This is a genomic window from Alkalibacillus filiformis (assembly GCF_030814115.1).
Lineage (GTDB): Bacteria > Bacillota > Bacilli > Bacillales > Alkalibacillaceae > Alkalibacillus > Alkalibacillus filiformis.
Map to the genome: position 1 here is coordinate 52,216 of NZ_JAUSUP010000008.1, position 19,725 is coordinate 71,940.

General features: G+C 40.6%; 23 protein-coding genes and 1 riboswitch. Of the genes, 21 read left to right on the plus strand and 2 right to left on the minus strand.

The annotated features are described in order from the left end of the window. Positions 1-55 precede the first annotated feature (55 nt). From purE to rpsI, 15 genes are all read left to right on the plus strand, one after another. On the plus strand, positions 56-556 hold the full coding sequence (gene purE / locus J2R98_RS11260; RefSeq protein WP_307069032.1) for a 5-(carboxyamino)imidazole ribonucleotide mutase: 501 nt from the start codon (positions 56-58) through the stop codon (positions 554-556). Then, complete coding sequence (gene purK, locus J2R98_RS11265) at positions 544-1,692, plus strand: 5-(carboxyamino)imidazole ribonucleotide synthase (protein ID WP_307069033.1); 1,149 nt, start codon at positions 544-546, stop codon at positions 1,690-1,692. The genes purE and purK overlap by 13 nt, the downstream gene beginning before the upstream one ends. Further along, entirely contained in the window at positions 1,670-2,965 is a 1,296-nt protein-coding gene (gene purB / locus J2R98_RS11270) for an adenylosuccinate lyase (protein ID WP_307069035.1), read from the plus strand. The genes purK and purB overlap by 23 nt, the downstream gene beginning before the upstream one ends. A 28-nt stretch (positions 2,966-2,993) precedes the next feature. Beyond that, a complete protein-coding gene (gene purC, locus J2R98_RS11275) occupies positions 2,994-3,716 on the plus strand; it encodes a phosphoribosylaminoimidazolesuccinocarboxamide synthase (RefSeq protein WP_307069037.1) in 723 nt (240 codons plus the stop codon). Positions 3,717-3,731: 15 nt separating this feature from the next. Next, positions 3,732-3,992, plus strand: coding sequence for a phosphoribosylformylglycinamidine synthase subunit PurS (gene purS / locus J2R98_RS11280; protein WP_307069039.1), 261 nt, complete (start codon positions 3,732-3,734; stop codon positions 3,990-3,992). Beyond that, complete coding sequence (gene purQ, locus J2R98_RS11285) at positions 3,989-4,672, plus strand: phosphoribosylformylglycinamidine synthase subunit PurQ (protein ID WP_307069041.1); 684 nt, start codon at positions 3,989-3,991, stop codon at positions 4,670-4,672. The genes purS and purQ overlap by 4 nt, the downstream gene beginning before the upstream one ends. Further along, on the plus strand, positions 4,656-6,881 hold the full coding sequence (purL, locus tag J2R98_RS11290; RefSeq protein WP_307069043.1) for a phosphoribosylformylglycinamidine synthase subunit PurL: 2,226 nt from the start codon (positions 4,656-4,658) through the stop codon (positions 6,879-6,881). The genes purQ and purL overlap by 17 nt, the downstream gene beginning before the upstream one ends. Further along, the gene (purF, locus tag J2R98_RS11295) at positions 6,857-8,308 is read left to right on the plus strand and encodes an amidophosphoribosyltransferase (RefSeq protein WP_307069045.1); all 1,452 of its coding nucleotides are present in this window, start codon (positions 6,857-6,859) and stop codon (positions 8,306-8,308) included. The genes purL and purF overlap by 25 nt, the downstream gene beginning before the upstream one ends. Next, positions 8,308-9,345 (plus strand): phosphoribosylformylglycinamidine cyclo-ligase, encoded by a 1,038-nt coding sequence (purM, locus tag J2R98_RS11300; protein ID WP_307069047.1) that lies wholly within the window; start codon positions 8,308-8,310, stop codon positions 9,343-9,345. The genes purF and purM overlap by 1 nt, the downstream gene beginning before the upstream one ends. Then, positions 9,345-9,920, plus strand: a complete 576-nt coding sequence (gene purN / locus J2R98_RS11305; protein ID WP_307069049.1) for a phosphoribosylglycinamide formyltransferase — start codon at positions 9,345-9,347, stop codon at positions 9,918-9,920. Before purM ends, purN begins: the two co-directional genes overlap by 1 nt. Further along, the gene (purH, locus tag J2R98_RS11310; RefSeq protein ID WP_307069051.1) at positions 9,910-11,442 is read left to right on the plus strand and encodes a bifunctional phosphoribosylaminoimidazolecarboxamide formyltransferase/IMP cyclohydrolase; all 1,533 of its coding nucleotides are present in this window, start codon (positions 9,910-9,912) and stop codon (positions 11,440-11,442) included. Before purN ends, purH begins: the two co-directional genes overlap by 11 nt. A gap of 116 nt (positions 11,443-11,558) precedes the next feature. Continuing rightward, entirely contained in the window at positions 11,559-12,821 is a 1,263-nt protein-coding gene (purD, locus tag J2R98_RS11315; protein WP_307069053.1) for a phosphoribosylamine--glycine ligase, read from the plus strand. 6 nt (positions 12,822-12,827) lie between these two features. Next, a riboswitch (ZMP/ZTP riboswitch) is annotated at positions 12,828-12,911 on the plus strand. Between the two features lie 43 nt (positions 12,912-12,954). Next, on the plus strand, positions 12,955-13,806 hold the full coding sequence (locus J2R98_RS11320) for a bifunctional 5,10-methylenetetrahydrofolate dehydrogenase/5,10-methenyltetrahydrofolate cyclohydrolase (RefSeq protein ID WP_370871995.1): 852 nt from the start codon (positions 12,955-12,957) through the stop codon (positions 13,804-13,806). A 164-nt stretch (positions 13,807-13,970) separates the two neighbouring features. After that, complete coding sequence (gene rplM / locus J2R98_RS11325; protein WP_307069057.1) at positions 13,971-14,408, plus strand: 50S ribosomal protein L13; 438 nt, start codon at positions 13,971-13,973, stop codon at positions 14,406-14,408. Positions 14,409-14,426: 18 nt separating this feature from the next. Further along, entirely contained in the window at positions 14,427-14,819 is a 393-nt protein-coding gene (gene rpsI, locus J2R98_RS11330) for a 30S ribosomal protein S9 (RefSeq protein ID WP_307069059.1), read from the plus strand. 101 nt (positions 14,820-14,920) lie between these two features. Here the strand turns inward: rpsI and J2R98_RS11335 are convergent, their stop codons facing one another. Together J2R98_RS11335 and J2R98_RS11340 are read right to left on the minus strand one after the other, a co-directional pair. Beyond that, positions 14,921-16,090: a site-specific integrase gene (locus J2R98_RS11335; RefSeq protein ID WP_307069061.1), complete on the minus strand. Its 1,170-nt coding sequence runs from the start codon at positions 16,088-16,090 to the stop codon at positions 14,921-14,923. 52 nt (positions 16,091-16,142) lie between these two features. Further along, complete coding sequence (locus tag J2R98_RS11340; protein WP_307069063.1) at positions 16,143-17,087, minus strand: helix-turn-helix domain-containing protein; 945 nt, start codon at positions 17,085-17,087, stop codon at positions 16,143-16,145. Between the two features lie 177 nt (positions 17,088-17,264). Between J2R98_RS11340 and J2R98_RS11345 the strand changes: the two genes are divergently transcribed. The 6 genes from J2R98_RS11345 (at position 17,265) to J2R98_RS11370 (ending at position 19,419) form a co-directional block, all read left to right on the plus strand. Next, the gene (locus J2R98_RS11345; RefSeq protein ID WP_307069064.1) at positions 17,265-17,498 is read left to right on the plus strand and encodes a helix-turn-helix transcriptional regulator; all 234 of its coding nucleotides are present in this window, start codon (positions 17,265-17,267) and stop codon (positions 17,496-17,498) included. A 19-nt stretch (positions 17,499-17,517) separates the two neighbouring features. Beyond that, positions 17,518-17,814, plus strand: coding sequence for a helix-turn-helix domain-containing protein (locus J2R98_RS11350; protein WP_307069066.1), 297 nt, complete (start codon positions 17,518-17,520; stop codon positions 17,812-17,814). Positions 17,815-18,175: 361 nt separating this feature from the next. Further along, on the plus strand, positions 18,176-18,400 hold the full coding sequence (locus J2R98_RS11355; RefSeq protein ID WP_307069069.1) for a hypothetical protein: 225 nt from the start codon (positions 18,176-18,178) through the stop codon (positions 18,398-18,400). 12 nt (positions 18,401-18,412) lie between these two features. Beyond that, a complete protein-coding gene (locus tag J2R98_RS11360; protein ID WP_307069071.1) occupies positions 18,413-18,676 on the plus strand; it encodes a hypothetical protein in 264 nt (87 codons plus the stop codon). Between the two features lie 112 nt (positions 18,677-18,788). Next, a complete protein-coding gene (locus tag J2R98_RS11365; protein WP_307069073.1) occupies positions 18,789-19,022 on the plus strand; it encodes a hypothetical protein in 234 nt (77 codons plus the stop codon). 4 nt (positions 19,023-19,026) lie between these two features. Further along, entirely contained in the window at positions 19,027-19,419 is a 393-nt protein-coding gene (locus J2R98_RS11370) for a hypothetical protein (protein ID WP_307069076.1), read from the plus strand. The last annotated feature ends 306 nt before the right edge of the window (positions 19,420-19,725 follow it).

Sequence of the window (19,725 nt, forward strand, 5' to 3'; positions counted from 1 at the left end):
CCTCATACGGGAGAGTAGTCTGCATTTTATTTTTCTCAAGGAGAGGATGACCTAGATGGAAGCAATGGTAGGTGTCATTATGGGAAGCACGTCGGATTGGGAGACGATGAAGCATACGTGTGAACTGTTGGAAGAGTTGGAGATTCCGTATGAAAAAGAAGTCGTGTCTGCTCATCGTACGCCTGAGAAGATGTTTACATATGCGGATCAAGCTTACGAACGAGGATTAAAAGTGATTATAGCTGGTGCAGGTGGAGCTGCTCACTTACCGGGTATGGTTGCTGCTAAAACAGTATTACCGGTAATTGGTGTACCTGTTCAATCGAAAACTTTAAATGGATTAGATTCGTTACTATCAATTGTACAAATGCCAGCTGGTGTGCCTGTAGCGACAGTAGCGATTGGTAAGGCCGGAGCGAAAAACGCTGGCTTATTAGCAGCTCAACAGTTAGGAGCATTTGACTCATCAATCTATGAAAAACTAAAAAGATATCGTGAAGCGATGAAAGATAAAGTGGAAACTAGTAATGAGGAGCTTCAATCATGGAACGTTTAATTAGACCAGAATCAACCATTGGAATTATTGGTGGAGGACAACTTGGACAAATGATCGCACTTTCAGCAAAGGCGATGGGGTTTAAAACCGCCGTTTTAGACCCTACACCTAACTCACCGACAGGGCAAGTAGCGGATGAAGAAATCATCGCACCGTATTCAAGTCTAGAAGCGGCTAAGAGGTTAAAAGATGTAGCTGATGTGATCACATACGAATTCGAGAATGTCGATGTGAAAGTGCTGGAGTATTTAGATCAAGAAGCGTATCTACCACAAGGAGGCCAATTGATTCAAACGACACAAGACCGTGCTTTTGAAAAAGAAGCAATCGAAAGAAGTGGTGCAAAAGTTGCTTCTTATAAATTGGTAGATACTAATAGTGACTTACTTGAAGCGGTCAACCAAATCGGTCTTCCGTCGATTCTTAAGACGAGACGATTCGGTTATGACGGTAAAGGTCAAGTCGTTATTGAATCTAATATTGATTTAAATGAAGCAAGCCAACTGTTAGAACAAGGTCCTTGCATATTAGAAGAGAAAATTAATTTTAAACAAGAATTATCAGTCATGGTCGTTAGAAGTACTACAGGCGAAGTGATGACGTACCCAGTGTCTGAAAATATTCACGTCAATCATATTTTACATCAATCAATCGTGCCAGCACGATTGTCTGAACAAGTTGAAGAGCAAGCAAGGGAAGTTGCGATTGCTGTGGCTGAAACGCTTGATGTCATTGGCGCGTTAGGTGTCGAGTTATTTTTAGGTCAAGACGACACAATCTATGTGAATGAAGTAGCACCAAGGCCGCACAACTCAGGGCACTATACGATGGATGCTTGTATAACTTCACAATTTGAACAACATGTTAGAGCGATTTGTGGTTGGACGTTGGGTGAAGGAACGCTAATGAACCCCGTTGTTATGACAAACATTCTCGGTCAACACTTAGAAGGAGCAAGGGAGAAAGTCGTCAGCTTACCCCAAGCCAAGCTTCACTTATATGGGAAAGCCGAAGCTAAACAAAATCGAAAAATGGGTCATATAAACTTTGTCGGAAACGATGTTAATGATATGTTAAAACAGATTGAACAATTAAACATTTGGAGGGAACAACATGATCGAGCGTTATACACGTGAAGAAATGGGCAATATTTGGACAGAAGAAAATAGGTTTCAAGCATGGTTAGAAGTTGAAATTTTAGCTTGTGAAGCTTGGGCTGAGTTAGGCGACATACCAAAAGAAGACGTTGAGAAAATCCGAAAAAACGCTTCTTTTGATGTCAATCGCATTCATGAGATTGAACAAGAAACACGTCATGATGTGGTCGCATTTACACGTGCTGTTTCAGAAACGTTAGGTGAAGAAAAGAAGTGGGTGCATTACGGCTTAACGTCAACAGATGTTGTTGATACCGCATTATCGTACTTAATTAAACAGTCAAACGATATCATCCGTCAAGACTTAGATCGCTTCTTATCAGTCATTAAGGCGAAAGCTGAAGAGCATAAATATACGATTATGATGGGACGTACGCACGGTGTTCATGCTGAGCCAACAACTTTCGGGTTGAAGCTTGCGTTATGGTATGAAGAGATGAAGCGCAATATTGAACGTTTTGATGCGGCAGCTAAAGGAATTGAAGTAGGAAAATTATCAGGTGCTGTTGGTACATATGCCAATATCGATCCGTTCGTAGAGAAATATGTTTGTGAAAACCTTGGTCTTACACCATCACCGATTTCAACTCAAACACTTCAACGAGACCGTCATGCTGATTACATGTCAACGTTAGCGTTAATCGCATCATCCATTGAAAAAATGTCAGTTGAAATCCGCGGTCTACAAAAGAGTGAAACGCGTGAAGTTGAAGAGTTTTTCGCAAAAGGGCAAAAAGGATCATCTGCTATGCCTCATAAACGTAACCCGATCGGTTCAGAAAATATGACAGGGATGGCACGCGTGATCCGTGGATATATGATGACCGCTTACGAAAATGTCGCACTATGGCATGAACGCGATATCTCACATTCATCGGCTGAACGTGTCATTATTCCAGATGCTACGATTGCGTTAGATTATATGCTAAGTCGTTTTTCGGGCATCGTTGAGAAGTTAACCGTGTTTGAAGACAACATGAAAGCTAATATGGACCGTACATACGGCCTGATCTATTCTCAGCGTGTGTTACTGACGTTAATTGATCAAGGTTTCTCACGCGAGCGAGCTTATGACCTCGTACAGCCGTTAGCGATGCAAGCTTGGGAAGAAGGCGTTTCGTTCCCAGATCTTATTCGCACAACAGATGAAATCACTAGTTCTATTAGCGAAGAGGACTTAGAAGCATGCTTTGATCCAACTTACCACTTGAAAAACGTTGATATGATCTTTGAACGTTTAGGGCTTAACTAAAACGAGTTGAACATAAGGAGGCATCTCTTTGGAAAAGCGAGCATTGTTGTATGAAGGAAAAGCAAAACAATTATTTGAGACAAACGATCCCAACATTCTTCGGGTTCAATATAAAGACGCTTTAACAGCTTTTAATGGGGAAAAGAAGGAACGAGCGAAAGGTAAAGGACGGTTAAACAACGAAATATCATCCATTTTATTTCACCAACTTTCAACAGTAGGCATAGCAAACCACTTTGTTAAACGCCTTTCTGAAACAGAACAGCTCGTTAAAAAGACGTCGATCATTCCAATTGAAGTAGTTGTTCGCAATGTTGCAGCAGGCAGTCTATCAAGAAGGCTTGGCTTAGAAGAAGGGGTGCCATTAAACACTACAGTAGTCGAGTTTTACTATAAAGATGATGATTTAGGCGACCCGTTAATCAATGAAGATCACATTCAACTATTAGACTTAGTTTCTATTAATCAATTAAATGAAATGAAAGAAATGGCACTTCAAGTAAATGACCATTTAACGAATCATTTTAAAGCGTGTGACGTAAAGCTCGTCGATTTTAAACTAGAGTTTGGCTTTGATGAAGAAGGAAAGTTAATTTTATCAGATGAAATATCTCCGGATACGTGCAGGCTTTGGGACGTTCATACGAATGAAAAACTAGATAAAGATGTTTTCCGTGAAGGAATTGGGCAAATAGACCAAGCGTATGAAACGATATTAACGCGTTTAAAAGGCGCGGTTGTAACTGACTAAAATAAGGGGTGCTGAATGGTGATTAAAGTAAAAGTATACGTAACGTTGAAAGCAGGAGTTCTTGATCCTCAAGGTAAAGCAATTGAGCAGGCGCTAGAAGCAATGGACGTTAACAACGTAGAAGGTATGCGTGTTGGTAAGTATATGGAGTTTCACCTTGAACCAGAAAAAGGTCAAACAGTTGATGAACAAGTAACAACTATGTGTGAACAACTGTTATCTAACCCAGTTATTGAAGATTACCGTTATGAAACAGAGGAGGTTATCACACCATGAAGTTTGCTGTCATAGTGTTTCCGGGTTCTAACTGCGATATGGATCTGTTTCATGCCATTGAATCAGGTTTAGGTGAAGAAGTAGATTACGTCTTTCATACAGAAACTAAATTAGAAAACTATGATGCTATTCTACTTCCAGGTGGATTTTCGTATGGTGATTACTTACGTTCAGGAGCGATTGCAAGTTTTTCTAACGTGATGGAGTCGGTGAAGCAATTTGCGGAGTCTGGTAAGCCTGTATTAGGGATCTGCAACGGTTTTCAAGTTTTACTAGAGGCAGGGTTACTACCAGGAGCTATGAAGCGGAATGAGGCGCTAAAGTTTATTTGTCGCCCTGTTGAGTTAACAGTCGAGAATAACGAAACATTTTTCACAACAAGCTACGACTTGAATGAGAAAGTTAATGTTCCAATCGCTCATGCTGAAGGTAATTACGAGTGTGATGAAGAAACGCTAAAACACCTTGAACAAAACAACCAAATTGTATTTAGATATGTTGATAACCCGAACGGTTCAGTTAGTGATATTGCTGGGATTATAAACGAACGAGGTAACGTATTAGGAATGATGCCTCATCCAGAAAGAGCGGTTGATGAGTTATTAGGTAGCGATGATGGGCTGAAATTATTTCAGTCAATGTTAGCGAATTGGAGGGAACACCATGCCATTACTTCTTGAGCCAAATACAGAAGAGGTTAAAGAAAAGAAGCTTTATCGTGAAATGGGATTATCGGATGAAGAGTTTAAGCTCGTTGAACGCATTTTAGGGCGTTTGCCGAACTATACAGAAACCGGGATTTTCTCGGTTATGTGGAGTGAGCATTGTAGTTACAAAAAGTCTCGTTCATTGTTAAAGAAATTCCCGACAACAGGTCGCCACGTTTTACAAGGTCCTGGTGAAGGAGCAGGTGTTGTAGATATTGGGGATGGGCAAGCGGCTGTTTTCAAAATCGAAAGCCATAATCACCCGTCTGCGATTGAGCCATATCAAGGTGCTGCAACAGGTGTCGGTGGGATTATTCGTGACGTGTTTTCAATGGGAGCCCGCCCTGTTGCTCTATTAAACTCTCTTCGTTTTGGTGAGCTTGATCAGCCTCGTACGAAGTATTTGTTTGAAGAAGTTGTGGCTGGTATTGCTGGCTATGGTAACTGTGTCGGTGTTCCAACAGTTGGTGGTGAAATTCAGTTTGACGATTGTTATAAAGGAAACCCACTCGTTAATGCGATGTGTGTTGGATTAATTGACCATAATCATTTACAAGTCGGTCAGGCAAAAGGGATTGGCAATACGGTTATGTATATCGGTTCAAAAACAGGACGTGACGGTATTCACGGTGCTACTTTTGCTTCTGAAGAATTAACCGATGATTCACAAGAAGACCGTCCAGCCGTTCAAGTTGGCGATCCATTTATGGAGAAGTTGTTAATCGAAGCTTGTTTAGATTTAGTCCAATCGGATGCATTAGTCGGGATTCAGGATATGGGAGCTGCAGGCTTAACATCATCCGCAAGTGAAATGGCTAGTAAAGCAGGTACCGGAATTGAAATGAATTTAGATTTAGTCCCGCAACGTGAACAAGACATGACACCATATGAAATGATGTTATCAGAATCTCAAGAACGTATGCTTGTCGTTATTGAAGAAGGTCGCGAACAAGAGATTAAAGATATTGTCTCAAAATATGGGATTGAAGCTGTTGAAGTTGGAACAGTAACTGATGACAAGAGGTTGCGGTTAACTTTCAAAAATGAAGTGGTGGCTGATATGCCAGTTGATGCATTAGCAGAAGAAGCGCCAGTCTATCATTTACCTTCAAAAGAACCTGAAGCTTTTAAACGTAATCAGTCTATGAATCTAGAACTTCCAAAAGTAAAGGATGCGAATAAGTTATTAGTTAATCTATTGAAAGCACCGACGATTGCAAGTAAAGAATGGGTCTATGATCAATACGATTACATGGTCCAAACGAATACGGTCACCGCACCTGGGTCAGATGCAGCTGTCATTCGAATTAAAGGGACGAACAAAGCGTTAGCAATGACGACAGATTGTAATTCACGTTATTTACAATTAGACCCGAAAACAGGTGGCGAAATCGCGGTTGCTGAAGCGGCTCGTAATATTATTTGTTCAGGTGCAGAACCATTAGCCTTAACGGATTGCTTAAACTTTGGTAATCCAGAAAAAGAAGAAAATTTCTGGATGATGGAAAAAGCGACAGACGGCATGGCAGAAGCAGCAAGTCAGCTAAGTACCCCTGTTATTAGTGGAAATGTATCGCTTTATAACGAAACGAACGGCACAAGTGTTTATCCTACCCCTGTTGTTGGGATGGTCGGTTTAATTCACGATGTTGAGCATATTACAAAGCAACAAGTTCAACTTGAAGGTGATTTAGTTTACGTTATTGGTGAAACAGCACTTGATCTTGGTGGAAGCGAAGTTCAAAAGCAACTATTCGGAAAATATGAAGGCGCTGCACCGAAGATCGATTTACAAGTTGAACAACAACGTCAAGCACAGCTTCTAAAGGCGATTCAGCAAGGTGTGATCGAATCGGCACACGATGTATCAGAAGGTGGTTTAGCCGTTGCGCTTGCAGAAAAAGTGATGGGCACTTCATATGGTTTAAATGTGGCGCTTCAAGGTGAGCATTTACTAGAGTTGTTTAGCGAAACACAATCACGTTTTATCGTAACAGTTTCTAAGGAGAATAAGGACAGTTTTGAGCAAGTGGTTTCTAATTTTAAATTAATAGGTGAAGTGACTAGTGGTGCCAATTTAAATATTAAATGGAATGAACAAAGCGTAATTAATCAAAATGTCGAGTCTTTAACAGACCAATGGAAAGGAGCTATACCATGCTTGGTGAAATCAAAGGGCTAAACGAAGAATGCGGAATTTTTGGTGTTTACAATCATATTCAAGCGGCTCATATGACTTACTACGGTCTTCATAGTTTACAGCACCGTGGGCAAGAAGGGGCAGGAATCGTCGTTTCTAATGGTGATACATTAGAACAATCTAAAGGTCACGGATTAGTCACTGAGGTGTTTGATGAAGAACGTTTAGCCAAGTTGCCAGGTCATAGCGCAATCGGTCATGTTAGGTATTCGACAGCCGGAGAAAAGTCGTATGAAAACATTCAACCTCTATTGTTTCACTCTCACACAGGCTCATTATCTGTAGCCCATAACGGTAATTTAGTTAATGCGACAAAGTTACGGTCTGAACTAGAAGATGAGGGAAGTATTTTTCAAACGACGTCTGACACAGAAGTCATTGCTCATTTAATTCGAAAAGGTGGAAAAAAGCCACCGCATGATCGAATTAAAGCCTCGCTAAAACAGCTTGAAGGTGCTTTTGCGATTGTCATGTTACTTGAAGATCAATTAATAGCAGCACTAGATCCTAGAGGGATGCGTCCGTTGTCTTTAGGTAAAGTAGGTGAGTCATACGTCGTCGCATCAGAAACGTGTGCTTTTGATGTCGTTGGTGCAGAATATGTTCGTGAAATTCAGCCTGGTGAGTATTTAGTTATTGATCAAGACGGTTTACATTCAAGTACATTTGCTGAGAAACAGGACCGTTCCGTTTGTACGATGGAATATGTTTATTTTGCAAGACCAGATAGTCAAGTCGATGGTGACAACATTCATAGTACGAGAAAGCAACTCGGGAAAAAGTTAGCGGATATTGCCCCTGTTGAAGCGGACGTTGTAACAGGTGTACCGGATTCTAGCATTTCTGCAGCGATTGGTTATGCTGAACAAGCGAATATTCCTTATGAACTGGGCCTTATTAAAAACCGTTATGTTGGCCGCACGTTTATTCAACCATCACAAGAAATGCGTGAACGTGGAGTAAGGATGAAGTTATCACCTGTTCGTAAAATTGTGGAAGGCAAACGTGTCGTCATGGTGGATGACTCAATCGTTCGTGGTACGACTTCAAGAAGAATCGTATCGATGCTTAAAGAAGCTGGAGCGAAAGAGGTGCATGTCAGAATTAGTTCCCCACCGATTAAACATCCGTGTTTTTATGGGATCGATACATCTACATCATCAGAATTAATCGCAGCGAATAATTCAATTGAAGAAATTCGAGAAGAGATCGGTGCTGATTCAATAAGCTTTTTACCAACTGATGAAATGGTCGAAGCGATTGGTCGTGATGATTCTAGTCCGAATTGCGGTCACTGTTTAGCATGTTTCACAGGAAACTATCCGACAGATATTTATGAAAATTCAGTGTTACCACATGAGAAAGACCAATTAGTCCAAGAAGTCGTTAAGCAAGGGGCGAGTTACTAATGTCAGAAGCATACCGTCAAGCAGGTGTTCATATTGAAGCAGGTTATGAAGCTGTTCATAGAATGAAGTCACATGTTGAACGAACGAAGCGAAAAGGTGTAGTAGGTGCATTAGGTGGATTCGGTGGCCTATTTGATCTATCACAGTTAAATTATCAAGAACCTGTATTAGTTTCAGGAACTGATGGAGTAGGCACGAAGTTAAAGCTCGCCTTTATGACTGATCAACACGATACAATCGGAATCGATGCAGTAGCAATGTGTGTGAATGATATTGTGGCACAAGGTGCAGAGCCGCTATACTTTTTAGACTATTTAGCGTTAGGTGAAGCAAACCCTGAGAAAATTGAGCAAATAGTAAAAGGTATTGCGGATGGTTGCGAACAATCTGGTTGTGCTTTAATCGGTGGTGAAACAGCTGAAATGCCAGGTCTTTATGAAGCAGGTGAGTATGATGTCGCTGGGTTTGTCGTCGGAGCAGCTGAAAAACGAGATCTCATTACGGGAGAAGGCATTGAACCAGGTGATGTATTAATTGGCCTTCCTTCAAGCGGAATTCATAGTAACGGCTTTTCACTCGTTAGAAAAGTGTTGTTAGAAGAGCAGAACCTTGATTTAAATACAACTTACCCGCCATTCACTTCACCATTGAAGGATGTATTGCTTACACCAACTATGATTTATGTTAAGCAAATTTTAGCCTTAATTCAACGTGTCGATGTAAAAGGTGTCGCTCATATTACAGGTGGGGGATTCGATGAAAATATCCCTCGTATGTTACCTGATAGCCTTGGGGCAACGATTGACTTAACAACATTTCCTAAGCCTGATATATTTACATTTATTGAAGAGCAAAGCAACATTGCATCACGTGAAATGTACAAAGTTTTTAATATGGGGATTGGGATGGTTGTTGCTATTAATAGCCGTGATGTTGACGAAGCGTTGCAAACGATTAAAGAGTTAGGTGAAGAAGGTTATGTCATTGGCTCAGTTAATGAAACAGGTGAACTGTTACTAACAGGGGAGGCAGAATAATGAAGAAGCTTGCCGTATTAGCTTCAGGAAGTGGATCGAATTTTGAAGCGATTGTTAAACAGTCAACAGGGGCATATGAAGTCGTTTTATTAATTACGGACCGTGATGATGCCTACGCATTACAACGCGCCACAAAGCTAGGCATTCCTACTAAAAGTATTTCGCCGAAAAACTTTGAAGATAAAGCAACGTATGAGCAAGCTGTATTGGATGTCATTCGAAAATATGGTGTTGATTGGATTGCTTTAGCTGGTTATATGCGTATTGTCAGCCTAACGCTATTAAAGCCATATGAAGGAAGGATTGTGAACGTTCATCCTTCTTTACTGCCCAAGTTCCCTGGTAAAGATGCGATTGCTCAAGCGCTAGATGCTGAAGTGACGAAAACAGGCGTAACCGTTCATTACATTGATGAAGGGGTCGACACGGGTCCGATCATTTCTCAAGAAGTTGTAGAAGTGACAAAGCAAGATACATATGAAACGTTGCAACAGAAAATTAGGCAAGTTGAACATGAACTTTTTCCAAAGACGTTAACGAAAGTCATACGAGAGGATGAGCTAGTTGGAAAATAAGCGAGCATTAATTAGCGTTTCTGATAAAACAGGTGTAATTGATTTTGCAAAGCAGTTAGCAGAGTTAGGTTATGACGTCATCTCAACCGGTGGGACGAAAAAGACTTTAGAAGAAGCGGGGTTAAACGTAACGGGAATTTCTGATATTACTCATTTCCCGGAAATATTAGATGGTCGAGTGAAGACGTTACACCCTAATGTCCACGCTGGTTTATTAGCTAAACGTGATAACGATCACCATATGGCCGCGTTGAAGGAGCAAGCGATTGGGACAATTGACCTTGTTGTCGTCAACTTATACCCATTTAAAGAAACGGTTGCGAAAAAAGATGTGTCGTTTGAAGAAGCGATTGAAAATATCGATATCGGTGGTCCAGCCATGTTGCGCGCCGCAGCTAAAAACCATCAAGACGTAACAGTCGTTGTCGACCCAACCGACTACAGTCGTGTCATCGACCACTTAAAAGATGCTAGCCATTTAAAAGATTTGAACCGTAAACTAGCGGCGAAAGTTTACAGGCATACCGCTCAATATGATGCGCTTGTGGCTGATTATTTAACGGAACAAGTAGAAGAAAGGTTCCCTGAAACGAAGACTGTGACATACGAACGTCAACAAACGTTGCGCTACGGTGAAAACCCTCACCAATCAGCTGCTTTTTATAAACACCCGTTTGCGGAGGATTCGTCACTTGTTCATGCTAACCAATTACATGGAAAAGAGCTTTCGTACAACAACATTCAAGATGCTGATAGTGCGTTAACGATTGTAAAAGAATTTGAAGAACCAGCTGCTGTTGCTGTGAAACATACTAACCCGTGTGGTGTTGGAATCGGTCAAACGTTAAAAGAAGCTTATGACCGAGCCTATGATGCAGATCCAGTTTCAATCTTCGGTGGGATCGTCGCATTTAATCGAGAAGTCGATGACGTCGTAGCACAAGATTTAAGTCAAATATTTATAGAAATTGTAATTGCACCAAGTTTTACAGAAGAAGCTTTAATTATCTTGACGCAAAAGAAAAACATTAGACTTTTAGAAGTTTCAGTTCATCAAGGAGAACCTCAAGAGAAGCTAAGCACTGTATCGGGTGGTTTACTCATTCAAGATGAAGACAGATACCCAGAAAGTGACATGCAGTATGACATAGTAACAGACCGCGAGCCGTCTGAAGAAGAATGGACGAATATGAAGTTTGCTTGGAAAGTAATGAAGCATGTGAAGTCGAATGCGATATTACTGGCGAATGAAAAGCAAACAATTGGTGTTGGTGCTGGTCAAATGAACCGCGTTGGCGCAGCGATGATCGCTATTGAGCAAGCAGGCGAAAAAGCAAAAGGTGCTGTCATGGCGTCAGATGCTTTTTTCCCGATGGATGATACTGTTGAAGCCGCACACCAAGCAGGTATTACAGCGATTATTCAACCAGGTGGCTCTAAGCGTGATGCCGATTCGATTAAGAAGTGTAATGAATATGGCATTACGATGGTATTTACCGGAGTGCGTCACTTTAAACATTAAGTTTTTCGGCGTTCGCCGGAATACGATGTGAATTCGCCGGATTAATTTAATTTTCGCCAGAAAAATCTCAAAATCGCCGAATTAACAAATTTTGGCGGTGAAAGAGGGGTGTCAAAATGAAAGTGTTAGTCGTTGGACGCGGAGGTCGTGAGCATGTTTTAGCGTGGAAATTGAACCAAAGTGAGCGTGTAGATCAAGTAGTCGTTGCACCAGGGAATGATGGGATGACGGATGTAGCACACGTTGAACCGATTGAAGAGCATCGACATGAACAGTTAATCGATTATGCAAAAGCCAATCAAATGGACTTAACGATTATTGGTCCAGAAGCGCCGCTCATGGACGGAATCGTCAATAAGTTCCAAAAAGAAGGTCTAAAAGTATTCGGCCCAACAAAAGAAGCAGCCTTTATTGAAGGGAGCAAAGACTTTGCAAAATCAATTATGCAAGATTACAACATCCCAACAGCTAAACACGAAACGTTCGAAGACCCACAAGCAGCGAAAGCATATATTCAACAGCAAGGCGCTCCGATCGTTATTAAAGCAGACGGCTTGGCGGCGGGCAAGGGTGTTACGGTTGCCATGAGTGTAAAAGAAGCCGAACAAGCAGTTGATTTAATGTTAGAAGGTGCGCAGTTCGGTGAAGCGGGAAGTCGTGTCGTCATTGAGGAGTTCCTTGAAGGTGAAGAGTTTTCGTTAATGGCATTTGTAAACGGCACTAATATATACCCGATGGTGATCTCACAAGACCATAAGAGAGCTTTCGACCAAGATCAAGGTCCAAACACAGGAGGTATGGGAGCCTACTCACCAGTACCACAAATTAGCCAAACGGTGTATGACCAGGCTATCAAAGAGGTATTAAAACCTACTGCTCAAGCTTTAGATGACCATAACCGTTCGTTTACAGGCATTTTATACGCTGGTTTGATAGCGACATCTGAAGGGCCGAAAGTGATTGAATTTAACGCACGATTTGGGGATCCAGAAGCACAAGTTATACTCCCACGCTTACAAACAGACTTAGTTGAAATTTTAGAATGCGTGTTAAATGAAAAGCCAGTTGAATTAAAATGGTCTCAAGATTCAGTGGTAGGTGTTGTATTAGCTTCAGAAGGTTACCCGGGTTCATATGAAAAAGGCAAATCTATTAACGGATTAGAAGACTTGAGCCCCCTAGCATTAACCTTTCATGCTGGAACGAAATACGAAAATGAACAATGGCAAACGAACGGTGGGCGAGTACTTTTAGTTGGCGCAAAAGGAACAACGATTACTCAAGCGAAAGACCAGGTTTATGAAGAGGTAAAAAAGTTAGACTCAGAAGATGTGTTTTACCGAAAAGATATTGCTAATAAAGCATTACAAGTTTTATAAATTGATTACGCATGTAGTGACTGACGACATATATGGAAATAACCATAAGGGAGCTGCATGTTATTCATGTCGGTCGTCTGGGCAGGAGAATTTTTCTCTCAAACTTTCAGGAGGTTTTAACGTGAAAGAGCCAATGCTTTTAGACGGAAGGGAAGTTTCAAAGTCGATTAAAGAAGATTTGAAAGGAACAATCAGTTCATTAAGTAAGAAAGGAATTGTTCCCAAGTTAGTGACTGTTCTAGTTGGTGATAACCCATCGTCTCACACGTATGTTCAAATGAAGGCGAACGCATGCATGAGAATTGGAATGGAGTCAGAACGGATCTTTTTATCGACAGAAACGACGACTGAACAGTTATTACAAACGATTAAGCAATTAAATGAAGATGAGACAGTGCATGGCATCTTGCTACAGCATCCGGTCCCAAGTCATATTGATGAACGACAAGCATTTGATATGATTGCTTTAGAAAAAGACGTTGATGGCGTAACGAGCCATGGATTTGGTTCAACAGCCTTTCAACTGAATGCTTACCCGTGCTGTACCCCAGCAGCAATTATGGAAATGATTGATTACTATAATATTGACGTCGAAGGAAAACATGCCGTTGTAATTGGTCGTAGTCCAATCTTAGGTAAGCCTGTCTCGATGATGCTATTAAATCGTAATGCAACCGTTACAATTAGCCATTCAAGAACCGAAAACCTAGAACAATTGGTCAATCAGGCAGATATCGTTGTGGCTGCAGTTGGAAAGCCTGAATTTGTTAAAGGTGAATGGTTAAAAGAAGGTGCTGTTGTGTTAGATGCAGGATATAACAAAGGGAATATTGGTGACTGTGAGTATGAAACGTGTTATAATGAAGCAAGTGCGATTACACCAGTGCCGGGTGGTGTCGGACCAGTCACGATTGCGATGCTACTTCGGAACACTGTTTTAGCCGCACAACAAAAGGCGATGAAACGAGAATTGAGTCGATCTTAAAAATTTGACTAAAATTGTAATGAAAAATGCAATATAGCTTGACATCAATGCCATAGATATTATAATATATTCTATGGCATTTTATCATTACCACGTAATAGCCCCGGAAACTATTCGTGATGAGATAAAGCGATATAAAACGGATTTTTTAGGAGGGAAACGCAATGCGCCAAACATTTATGGCAAACGAAAGTAACGTTGAGCGTAAATGGTATGTAGTTGATGCGGAAGGCCAAACTCTTGGTCGCCTAGCTACTGAAGTTGCGACATTACTTCGTGGTAAGCATAAGCCGAGCTACACACCACACGTTGATACAGGTGACAATGTCATCATTATTAATGCAGAAAAGATTGAATTAACTGGTAAAAAGTTAACAGATAAAATGTATTACCGTCATTCAAACTACCCAGGTGGTTTGAAGGAGCGTACAGCAGAAGAGATGCGTGCGAATTATCCAGAGAAAATGCTTGAACAAGCAGTAAAAGGTATGCTACCTAAAAATAAATTAGGTCGTAAGATGGGCACAAAGCTACACGTATACCGTGGCGCTGACCACAAGCATCATGCACAAAAACCAGAAGTTTACGAGCTTCGTGGATAATTAAGGAGGGTAATCTAAGTGGCACAAGTACAATATTACGGCACAGGCCGTCGCAAAAGCTCTGTAGCACGTGTACGACTAGTACCTGGTAACGGTAAAGTCGTTGTAAATAAAGTAGACGCAGAAGACTACTTCCCACACGAAACACTACGTCGTGTGATCAACCAACCATTAGATGTTACTGAAAACACTGGTAGCTATGACATTCTAGTTAATGTTGATGGTGGTGGATTTACAGGTCAAGCTGGTGCAATCCGTCTAGGCGTTGCACGCGCACTATTAGAAGCGGACCCTGAGTACCGCTTACCTTTAAAGCGCGCTGGCTTACTAACGCGTGACGCTCGCGCGAAAGAACGTAAGAAATACGGTCTTAAAGGCGCTCGTCGTGCACCACAGTTCTCGAAGCGTTAAAACCCTTATATATCAAGGTTTCAGCCCTCTTTGCTCTTATCCAGCAGAGAGGGCATTTTTATTATTTATCCCCTTTTGAATACCCTTTGAATACCCTTTCCTTAAAAACTCATGTATTTTTGGAACAAATCAGCTGTTTTTTCCTTCGCTTCATTGGTCACATGAGTGTAGATATTCATAGTCGTTTGAATGTCTGAATGGCCAAGTCTCACCTGGACATCCTTAATACTTGCACCAGCTTCAAAAAGTAGGCTAGCATGTGTATGCCTAAAGCCATGAATTTTGATTTGCGGTAAGTGGTCATTTTGACGATAAATCGTTTGTAGTCTTTCGTTAATAGACGCTAACCTCATGAAGTTAAACCTCTGATTGATATAATCATACGTAGTGAATACAGGTTGTTTGTCATTACTTTTGAATGGTACTGACATCTTCAAGTACAATTGCATCTGATGTGATCGCCACTTCTTAAGCACTCGCAGCGTTTCGTCGTCCAAGCTAATGATCCGTCGTGAGCTGGCTGTCTTTGTTGGCGTTAGGACACGCTTATTATTAACTCTAGCTAACGTTTTCTTAAGGTGAAGCGACTTAGTCTCAAAATCAATGTCAGACCAGTGTAGACCGTATATTTCACCCTTACGAGCACCTGTGAAAGCCAACAACCTAAAGAAGGCATGATTCAAGGATCCTTCCTCTAGGACGGCTAAAAACTGTTTGAGCTCTTCTCTAGAGTAGAAGGATACCTTCTCCTCTTCTTCCAAGTCATAATTCAGCTTGTTTTTCCTCTTAGGCAGCGTGATCTGATCCATTGGGTTGGTCTTGATAATGTTAGTCTTAACGGCATACTTGAACACTTGGTTAGCTTGAATCTTATAATCCTGAAAAGACTTAATCTCCTCAGCCCATTCGTTCACAACCCGTTGACAATAGATTCTCGTGATCTCTTTAATCTTCAGCCGGCCGAACTTGGGCAATATGCGCTTAAACTTTGTCTCCAGGACATTCACACTGGAAGGTTTTATTTCCTTCTTGTGCTGTTCAAACCACTCCTGGAACACCTCACCGTAAGTGATGGACTCATCTCTTCTCAGTCCGTAATCATCCACCTCAATCAATAGCTTAGACAATGCAATCTTTGCTTCTTTAGCTGTCTTGAATCCTCTACGTGTTGTGCGTTTTTTCTTTCCTGTTACTGGATCCACACCTAAATATGCATTAAACATATAGGCGGTAGACCCGTCTTTTTTTGTGTATTTCTTTACACTAGCCATTTGAATCCCTCCTATGCTGACGGGCAATGTGAGGGGTAAGTAGATCCTGTGGCTATTTTATGTGAACTTTTATAAATGAGGAGTCAGAAACTTCAACTTCTTCTTGGAAGTTATCAAGTGCAAAAGCATTAAGGTATTCACCTAATTCATTTACAAAAAAATCATAGTATGGTTTTTCAATCTTTAGTGACTCCAACTTTTCTGTCTCTTGTGAATCAATGTAGAGGTTGGTATTAGTGATTTCTTTATCAAAGTCAATATCGAAATCATACTCAACTCTTAAATTGAAAGCTATTTCACTCATAAAGTACTTTAAATTCACTTCTATAATTACAGACCCTGTAATGTTACTAACGTATTCTATAGTATTCCCATCTTCATCTATTACTTCATCTGACTCCATGAGTGTGGGGATTGAATCCTCTTCTAGTGTTACAAAATGTACTTTCAACGGAAAGCTGCTAATGAAATTAGATTTATGCTTCAGGTAGTCAGCAATAGTACTTTTAATGAACTCTCTATCGTCGTGGTCTAGTTTAAAGCTTGAATTTTGACTGTCAATGTTAGATTTGCTTGTTTGTTGAATATTAAAAAATACACCACTTTCAGGTTGATCTAGAAGCCAAAACAGATCGTAGTAAGGCTTCTCTAAGGTCCTGTATTCTTTATTCCCTAAACTTTCAATGTAACCTCGCCTTTCATTTGCATAGAAAACATCCTCTCCATGGTCATCAACAATTGATTCATCAATAGGATAACCAGCAACTACACACAAACTAATGTAGATAGACTCGGGTGAAAGCTTTGAGTCTTGTTTTGATATGACATCTGAGAACTTCCTTAAAAATGATTTTGTCGGAAGGTTACCTTTTGCATTCTCAACCATTGAGATGTAGGGGGAAGAAACTTCCATTAAGGCTGCAAGATCTTTAATTTTCAAACCAGATCTCATCCTGTAATTTTTAATTTCAGTCCCTACTAATTCTTTTTGTCCCATCATTAACCCCCTATTTTCAAATTTATCACCTTAAATATATCACATTATAAACATTTAATAAATCAATAAAATTAAACTGTTGACTTAATCTTTATTGTTTGATACCTTATTGTTAATCGAATAACTTAATTAATTTAAAAAGTTAAACGATAAATTTAACAAAGGGAGGTAATCAATATGAAAGTAGCCGTAAAAAACTTTAAATTCTTAGAGTCTATCATCATTAAGAAAGGTTATAGCAAGACTGGCCTAGCAGAAAAAGCGGGTATCCATCACATGACTATGTGGAACGTATTCAATGGGAAGAGTAACCCTTCTCCGTCTACAGCATTAAAGATTTGTAAAGCTCTTGATGTTGAGTTCGATGATGTTTTCCAAATTGTAGACCAAGAAGAGGTCACAACTAAATAAACATAAGGAGGTGTTAACAATGTCAGACATGATGCAGATCCCGGTCACAGATGAATTCAAGCAAGCTTATGCGTCGCTATTCTATGATCTATCTAAAGAGGCGTTTGAAGCGGCTAAACGTGACACAGGCATTAAAAGGTATCTTACCAAGCAAGAGACGTGTGAATGGATCGGTGTTAGCTTTACGTATCTACAAAAGATGGAGCGTATGGGGCTGCCGACCGTTCAACTGGAGAACAAGACATTAATTGATAAGTTGGATGTTATCGAGTTCATGAACAAGCACAAGTACACGTTTAAGGAATTAAACTATTAAGCTCTGGCGGGCAATGTGAGATGTAAGTAGAACACTTTTTAGGAGGTGAGGGGATATGCTTAACGACTGGAAAGTGGCTAAGGCTTACGCAGGTTTCTATAAGTTTGAGAACGTGAAGTACAAGCGAGTGTTCTTGAGATTCTTTGCAATAAGCCGTCAATCGGCTTGTGTGAAGCTACAGCAATTCTTAAGCAAGTGATAGAGAGGTGGTTATATGAACGAATGGAGGATCGTTTCCGAAGTGGGCTATACCTTTGAATTTGAGAGTGAGAGACACGGAAGCACCGTTATTAGAATCATAGCTCGCAATGAACAAGAAGCCTGGAAAAAACTAAAACGTATTGTGAAGGAGTGATAGGTAATGGTAGAAAGCTTTCCTGTAATTGCAAGGTATAACTGGAAGGTAAGAGTGGACACAGACAAAAGCATGATGTTTGTCAATGTGCACGACGATGAGGAGCTGTCTGATCGTGAGTTGAAGGACAGGGCAGTATTGGAAGCCAAGAGGTTCCAGGCTGAACTGGGAAATGACGTTAGTCACATGGAATTTAAGCCGATCGGCTACAGACTGACTGAAATTAATTAGGAGGTTGAGTGCATGTCAAATAGTAATTCAGATTTTTTAGATGAGTTAGTAGATGTTTCGTGCGAATTAGAGGTAACACAAGATGTGAGTGATGAGCTATCAATCCTTCGAGGAATGACAGAGGGTGTCAACCTAGATAGCAAATCAGAGGTTATCCTTACACATCAAGAAATGGCTAGGAAAATTCGTATGTTGGATGAGCTCCTACGACAGAACGTTAGAAAGATTAGTCGTGCAGTAGAAGCGGCTGAACAAAAGCAAAAAGAAGAAGCGTAATGGTTGGCAGACCAAAAGCACGCTTCTCCTAAGCAAATATAGGTTTAGTTTAACACAAAAATAAACGCTTGGCAGGCGGAATGAAAACGAACTGAAAAGGAGGTTTTAGATTATGGGTGAATCGATCGTAAGCATCATTGACGCTCCAATAGGAATGAAAGCTGTCTTTGATCATGAGTTTAAAGGGCTATATGAGGCAAACGTTATATGTATTGGGTTAACGAATACAGGCTTTGTCGGTTTAATGGTTGCAGCCGATGACGGCCATATCGTTTTTATAGATGAAGTCCAGGCACAATTAGTAGGCGTACATTTTGGAGAGGAAACTATAACGGATTTGAGGTGATGATATGCAAAAAAGTTTGAGTTTACTTTCGACTGGCTTGGTGGGGGTCAAACTGATTGAAAGTAAGGATAAAGCAACTAGAGTTCATAACTTGCTGTTGTCAGCATCAATTGGCCATCAATATTGGCAAAGCGAGGATGAACACTACTTTGTTTTTAAAAAGAGAGAAGATGCACTCACTATGATTGAGGGGGAAGTGAGCGCATCCGCATTGGGGGTTAAACTAACTCCTGTAGACAGGCTTCCTGATGTGAATGTTCACTTGGTGCATGGAGACGATCATTTAGATTATCTACCAAAAGCTTTACAACCAGCTTATCAAACATTCAAGAGTTTTAAGTTTAACCCGCTAGTAATGAATATGGCACTTCAGCTACAAATTTGTACTGAGTCCTGATTAATTGGGAGGCTCCTTATAGGAGTAAATGGCTTACAACCAAGTAAACAAAATACCCTAAAGGAGCATTCTAATGTCTATTATATCATGGATTTTTGAATTACGTTTTAGAGCATTTCGCTTTAATAGATTGGAGGTGTAGATTATGACAGCAGAAACAGCATTAGAAAACGAAAAAGCGGTACCACAGGACAGCCTCCTAGCCCAAAAAGGTTTTTTGAAGACGTTATACCGGGATGTTGTTAAAGGGAATGTGACCATTTCTCATAACGGCAACAAGTCTCACCATCACATTGATGTGAATGA

What these genes read in the sequence shown, in the direction of transcription:
- purE (WP_307069032.1), top strand. Translation starts at nt 56, where the DNA reads ATGGAAGCAATGGTAGGTGTCATTATGGGAAGCACGTCGGATTGGGAG.
- purK (WP_307069033.1), top strand. Translation starts at nt 544, where the DNA reads ATGGAACGTTTAATTAGACCAGAATCAACCATTGGAATTATTGGTGGA.
- purB (WP_307069035.1), top strand. Translation starts at nt 1,670, where the DNA reads ATGATCGAGCGTTATACACGTGAAGAAATGGGCAATATTTGGACAGAA.
- purS (WP_307069039.1), top strand. Translation starts at nt 3,732, where the DNA reads ATGGTGATTAAAGTAAAAGTATACGTAACGTTGAAAGCAGGAGTTCTT.
- purQ (WP_307069041.1), top strand. Translation starts at nt 3,989, where the DNA reads ATGAAGTTTGCTGTCATAGTGTTTCCGGGTTCTAACTGCGATATGGAT.
- purL (WP_307069043.1), top strand. Translation starts at nt 4,656, where the DNA reads ATGCCATTACTTCTTGAGCCAAATACAGAAGAGGTTAAAGAAAAGAAG.
- purF (WP_307069045.1), top strand. Translation starts at nt 6,857, where the DNA reads ATGCTTGGTGAAATCAAAGGGCTAAACGAAGAATGCGGAATTTTTGGT.
- purM (WP_307069047.1), top strand. Translation starts at nt 8,308, where the DNA reads ATGTCAGAAGCATACCGTCAAGCAGGTGTTCATATTGAAGCAGGTTAT.
- purN (WP_307069049.1), top strand. Translation starts at nt 9,345, where the DNA reads ATGAAGAAGCTTGCCGTATTAGCTTCAGGAAGTGGATCGAATTTTGAA.
- purD (WP_307069053.1), top strand. Translation starts at nt 11,559, where the DNA reads ATGAAAGTGTTAGTCGTTGGACGCGGAGGTCGTGAGCATGTTTTAGCG.
- J2R98_RS11320 (WP_370871995.1), top strand. Translation starts at nt 12,955, where the DNA reads ATGCTTTTAGACGGAAGGGAAGTTTCAAAGTCGATTAAAGAAGATTTG.
- rplM (WP_307069057.1), top strand. Translation starts at nt 13,971, where the DNA reads ATGCGCCAAACATTTATGGCAAACGAAAGTAACGTTGAGCGTAAATGG.
- J2R98_RS11335 (WP_307069061.1), bottom strand. Translation starts at nt 16,090, where the DNA reads ATGGCTAGTGTAAAGAAATACACAAAAAAAGACGGGTCTACCGCCTAT.
- J2R98_RS11340 (WP_307069063.1), bottom strand. Translation starts at nt 17,087, where the DNA reads ATGGGACAAAAAGAATTAGTAGGGACTGAAATTAAAAATTACAGGATG.
- J2R98_RS11345 (WP_307069064.1), top strand. Translation starts at nt 17,265, where the DNA reads ATGAAAGTAGCCGTAAAAAACTTTAAATTCTTAGAGTCTATCATCATT.
- J2R98_RS11350 (WP_307069066.1), top strand. Translation starts at nt 17,518, where the DNA reads ATGTCAGACATGATGCAGATCCCGGTCACAGATGAATTCAAGCAAGCT.
- J2R98_RS11355 (WP_307069069.1), top strand. Translation starts at nt 18,176, where the DNA reads ATGGTAGAAAGCTTTCCTGTAATTGCAAGGTATAACTGGAAGGTAAGA.
- J2R98_RS11360 (WP_307069071.1), top strand. Translation starts at nt 18,413, where the DNA reads ATGTCAAATAGTAATTCAGATTTTTTAGATGAGTTAGTAGATGTTTCG.
- J2R98_RS11365 (WP_307069073.1), top strand. Translation starts at nt 18,789, where the DNA reads ATGGGTGAATCGATCGTAAGCATCATTGACGCTCCAATAGGAATGAAA.
- J2R98_RS11370 (WP_307069076.1), top strand. Translation starts at nt 19,027, where the DNA reads ATGCAAAAAAGTTTGAGTTTACTTTCGACTGGCTTGGTGGGGGTCAAA.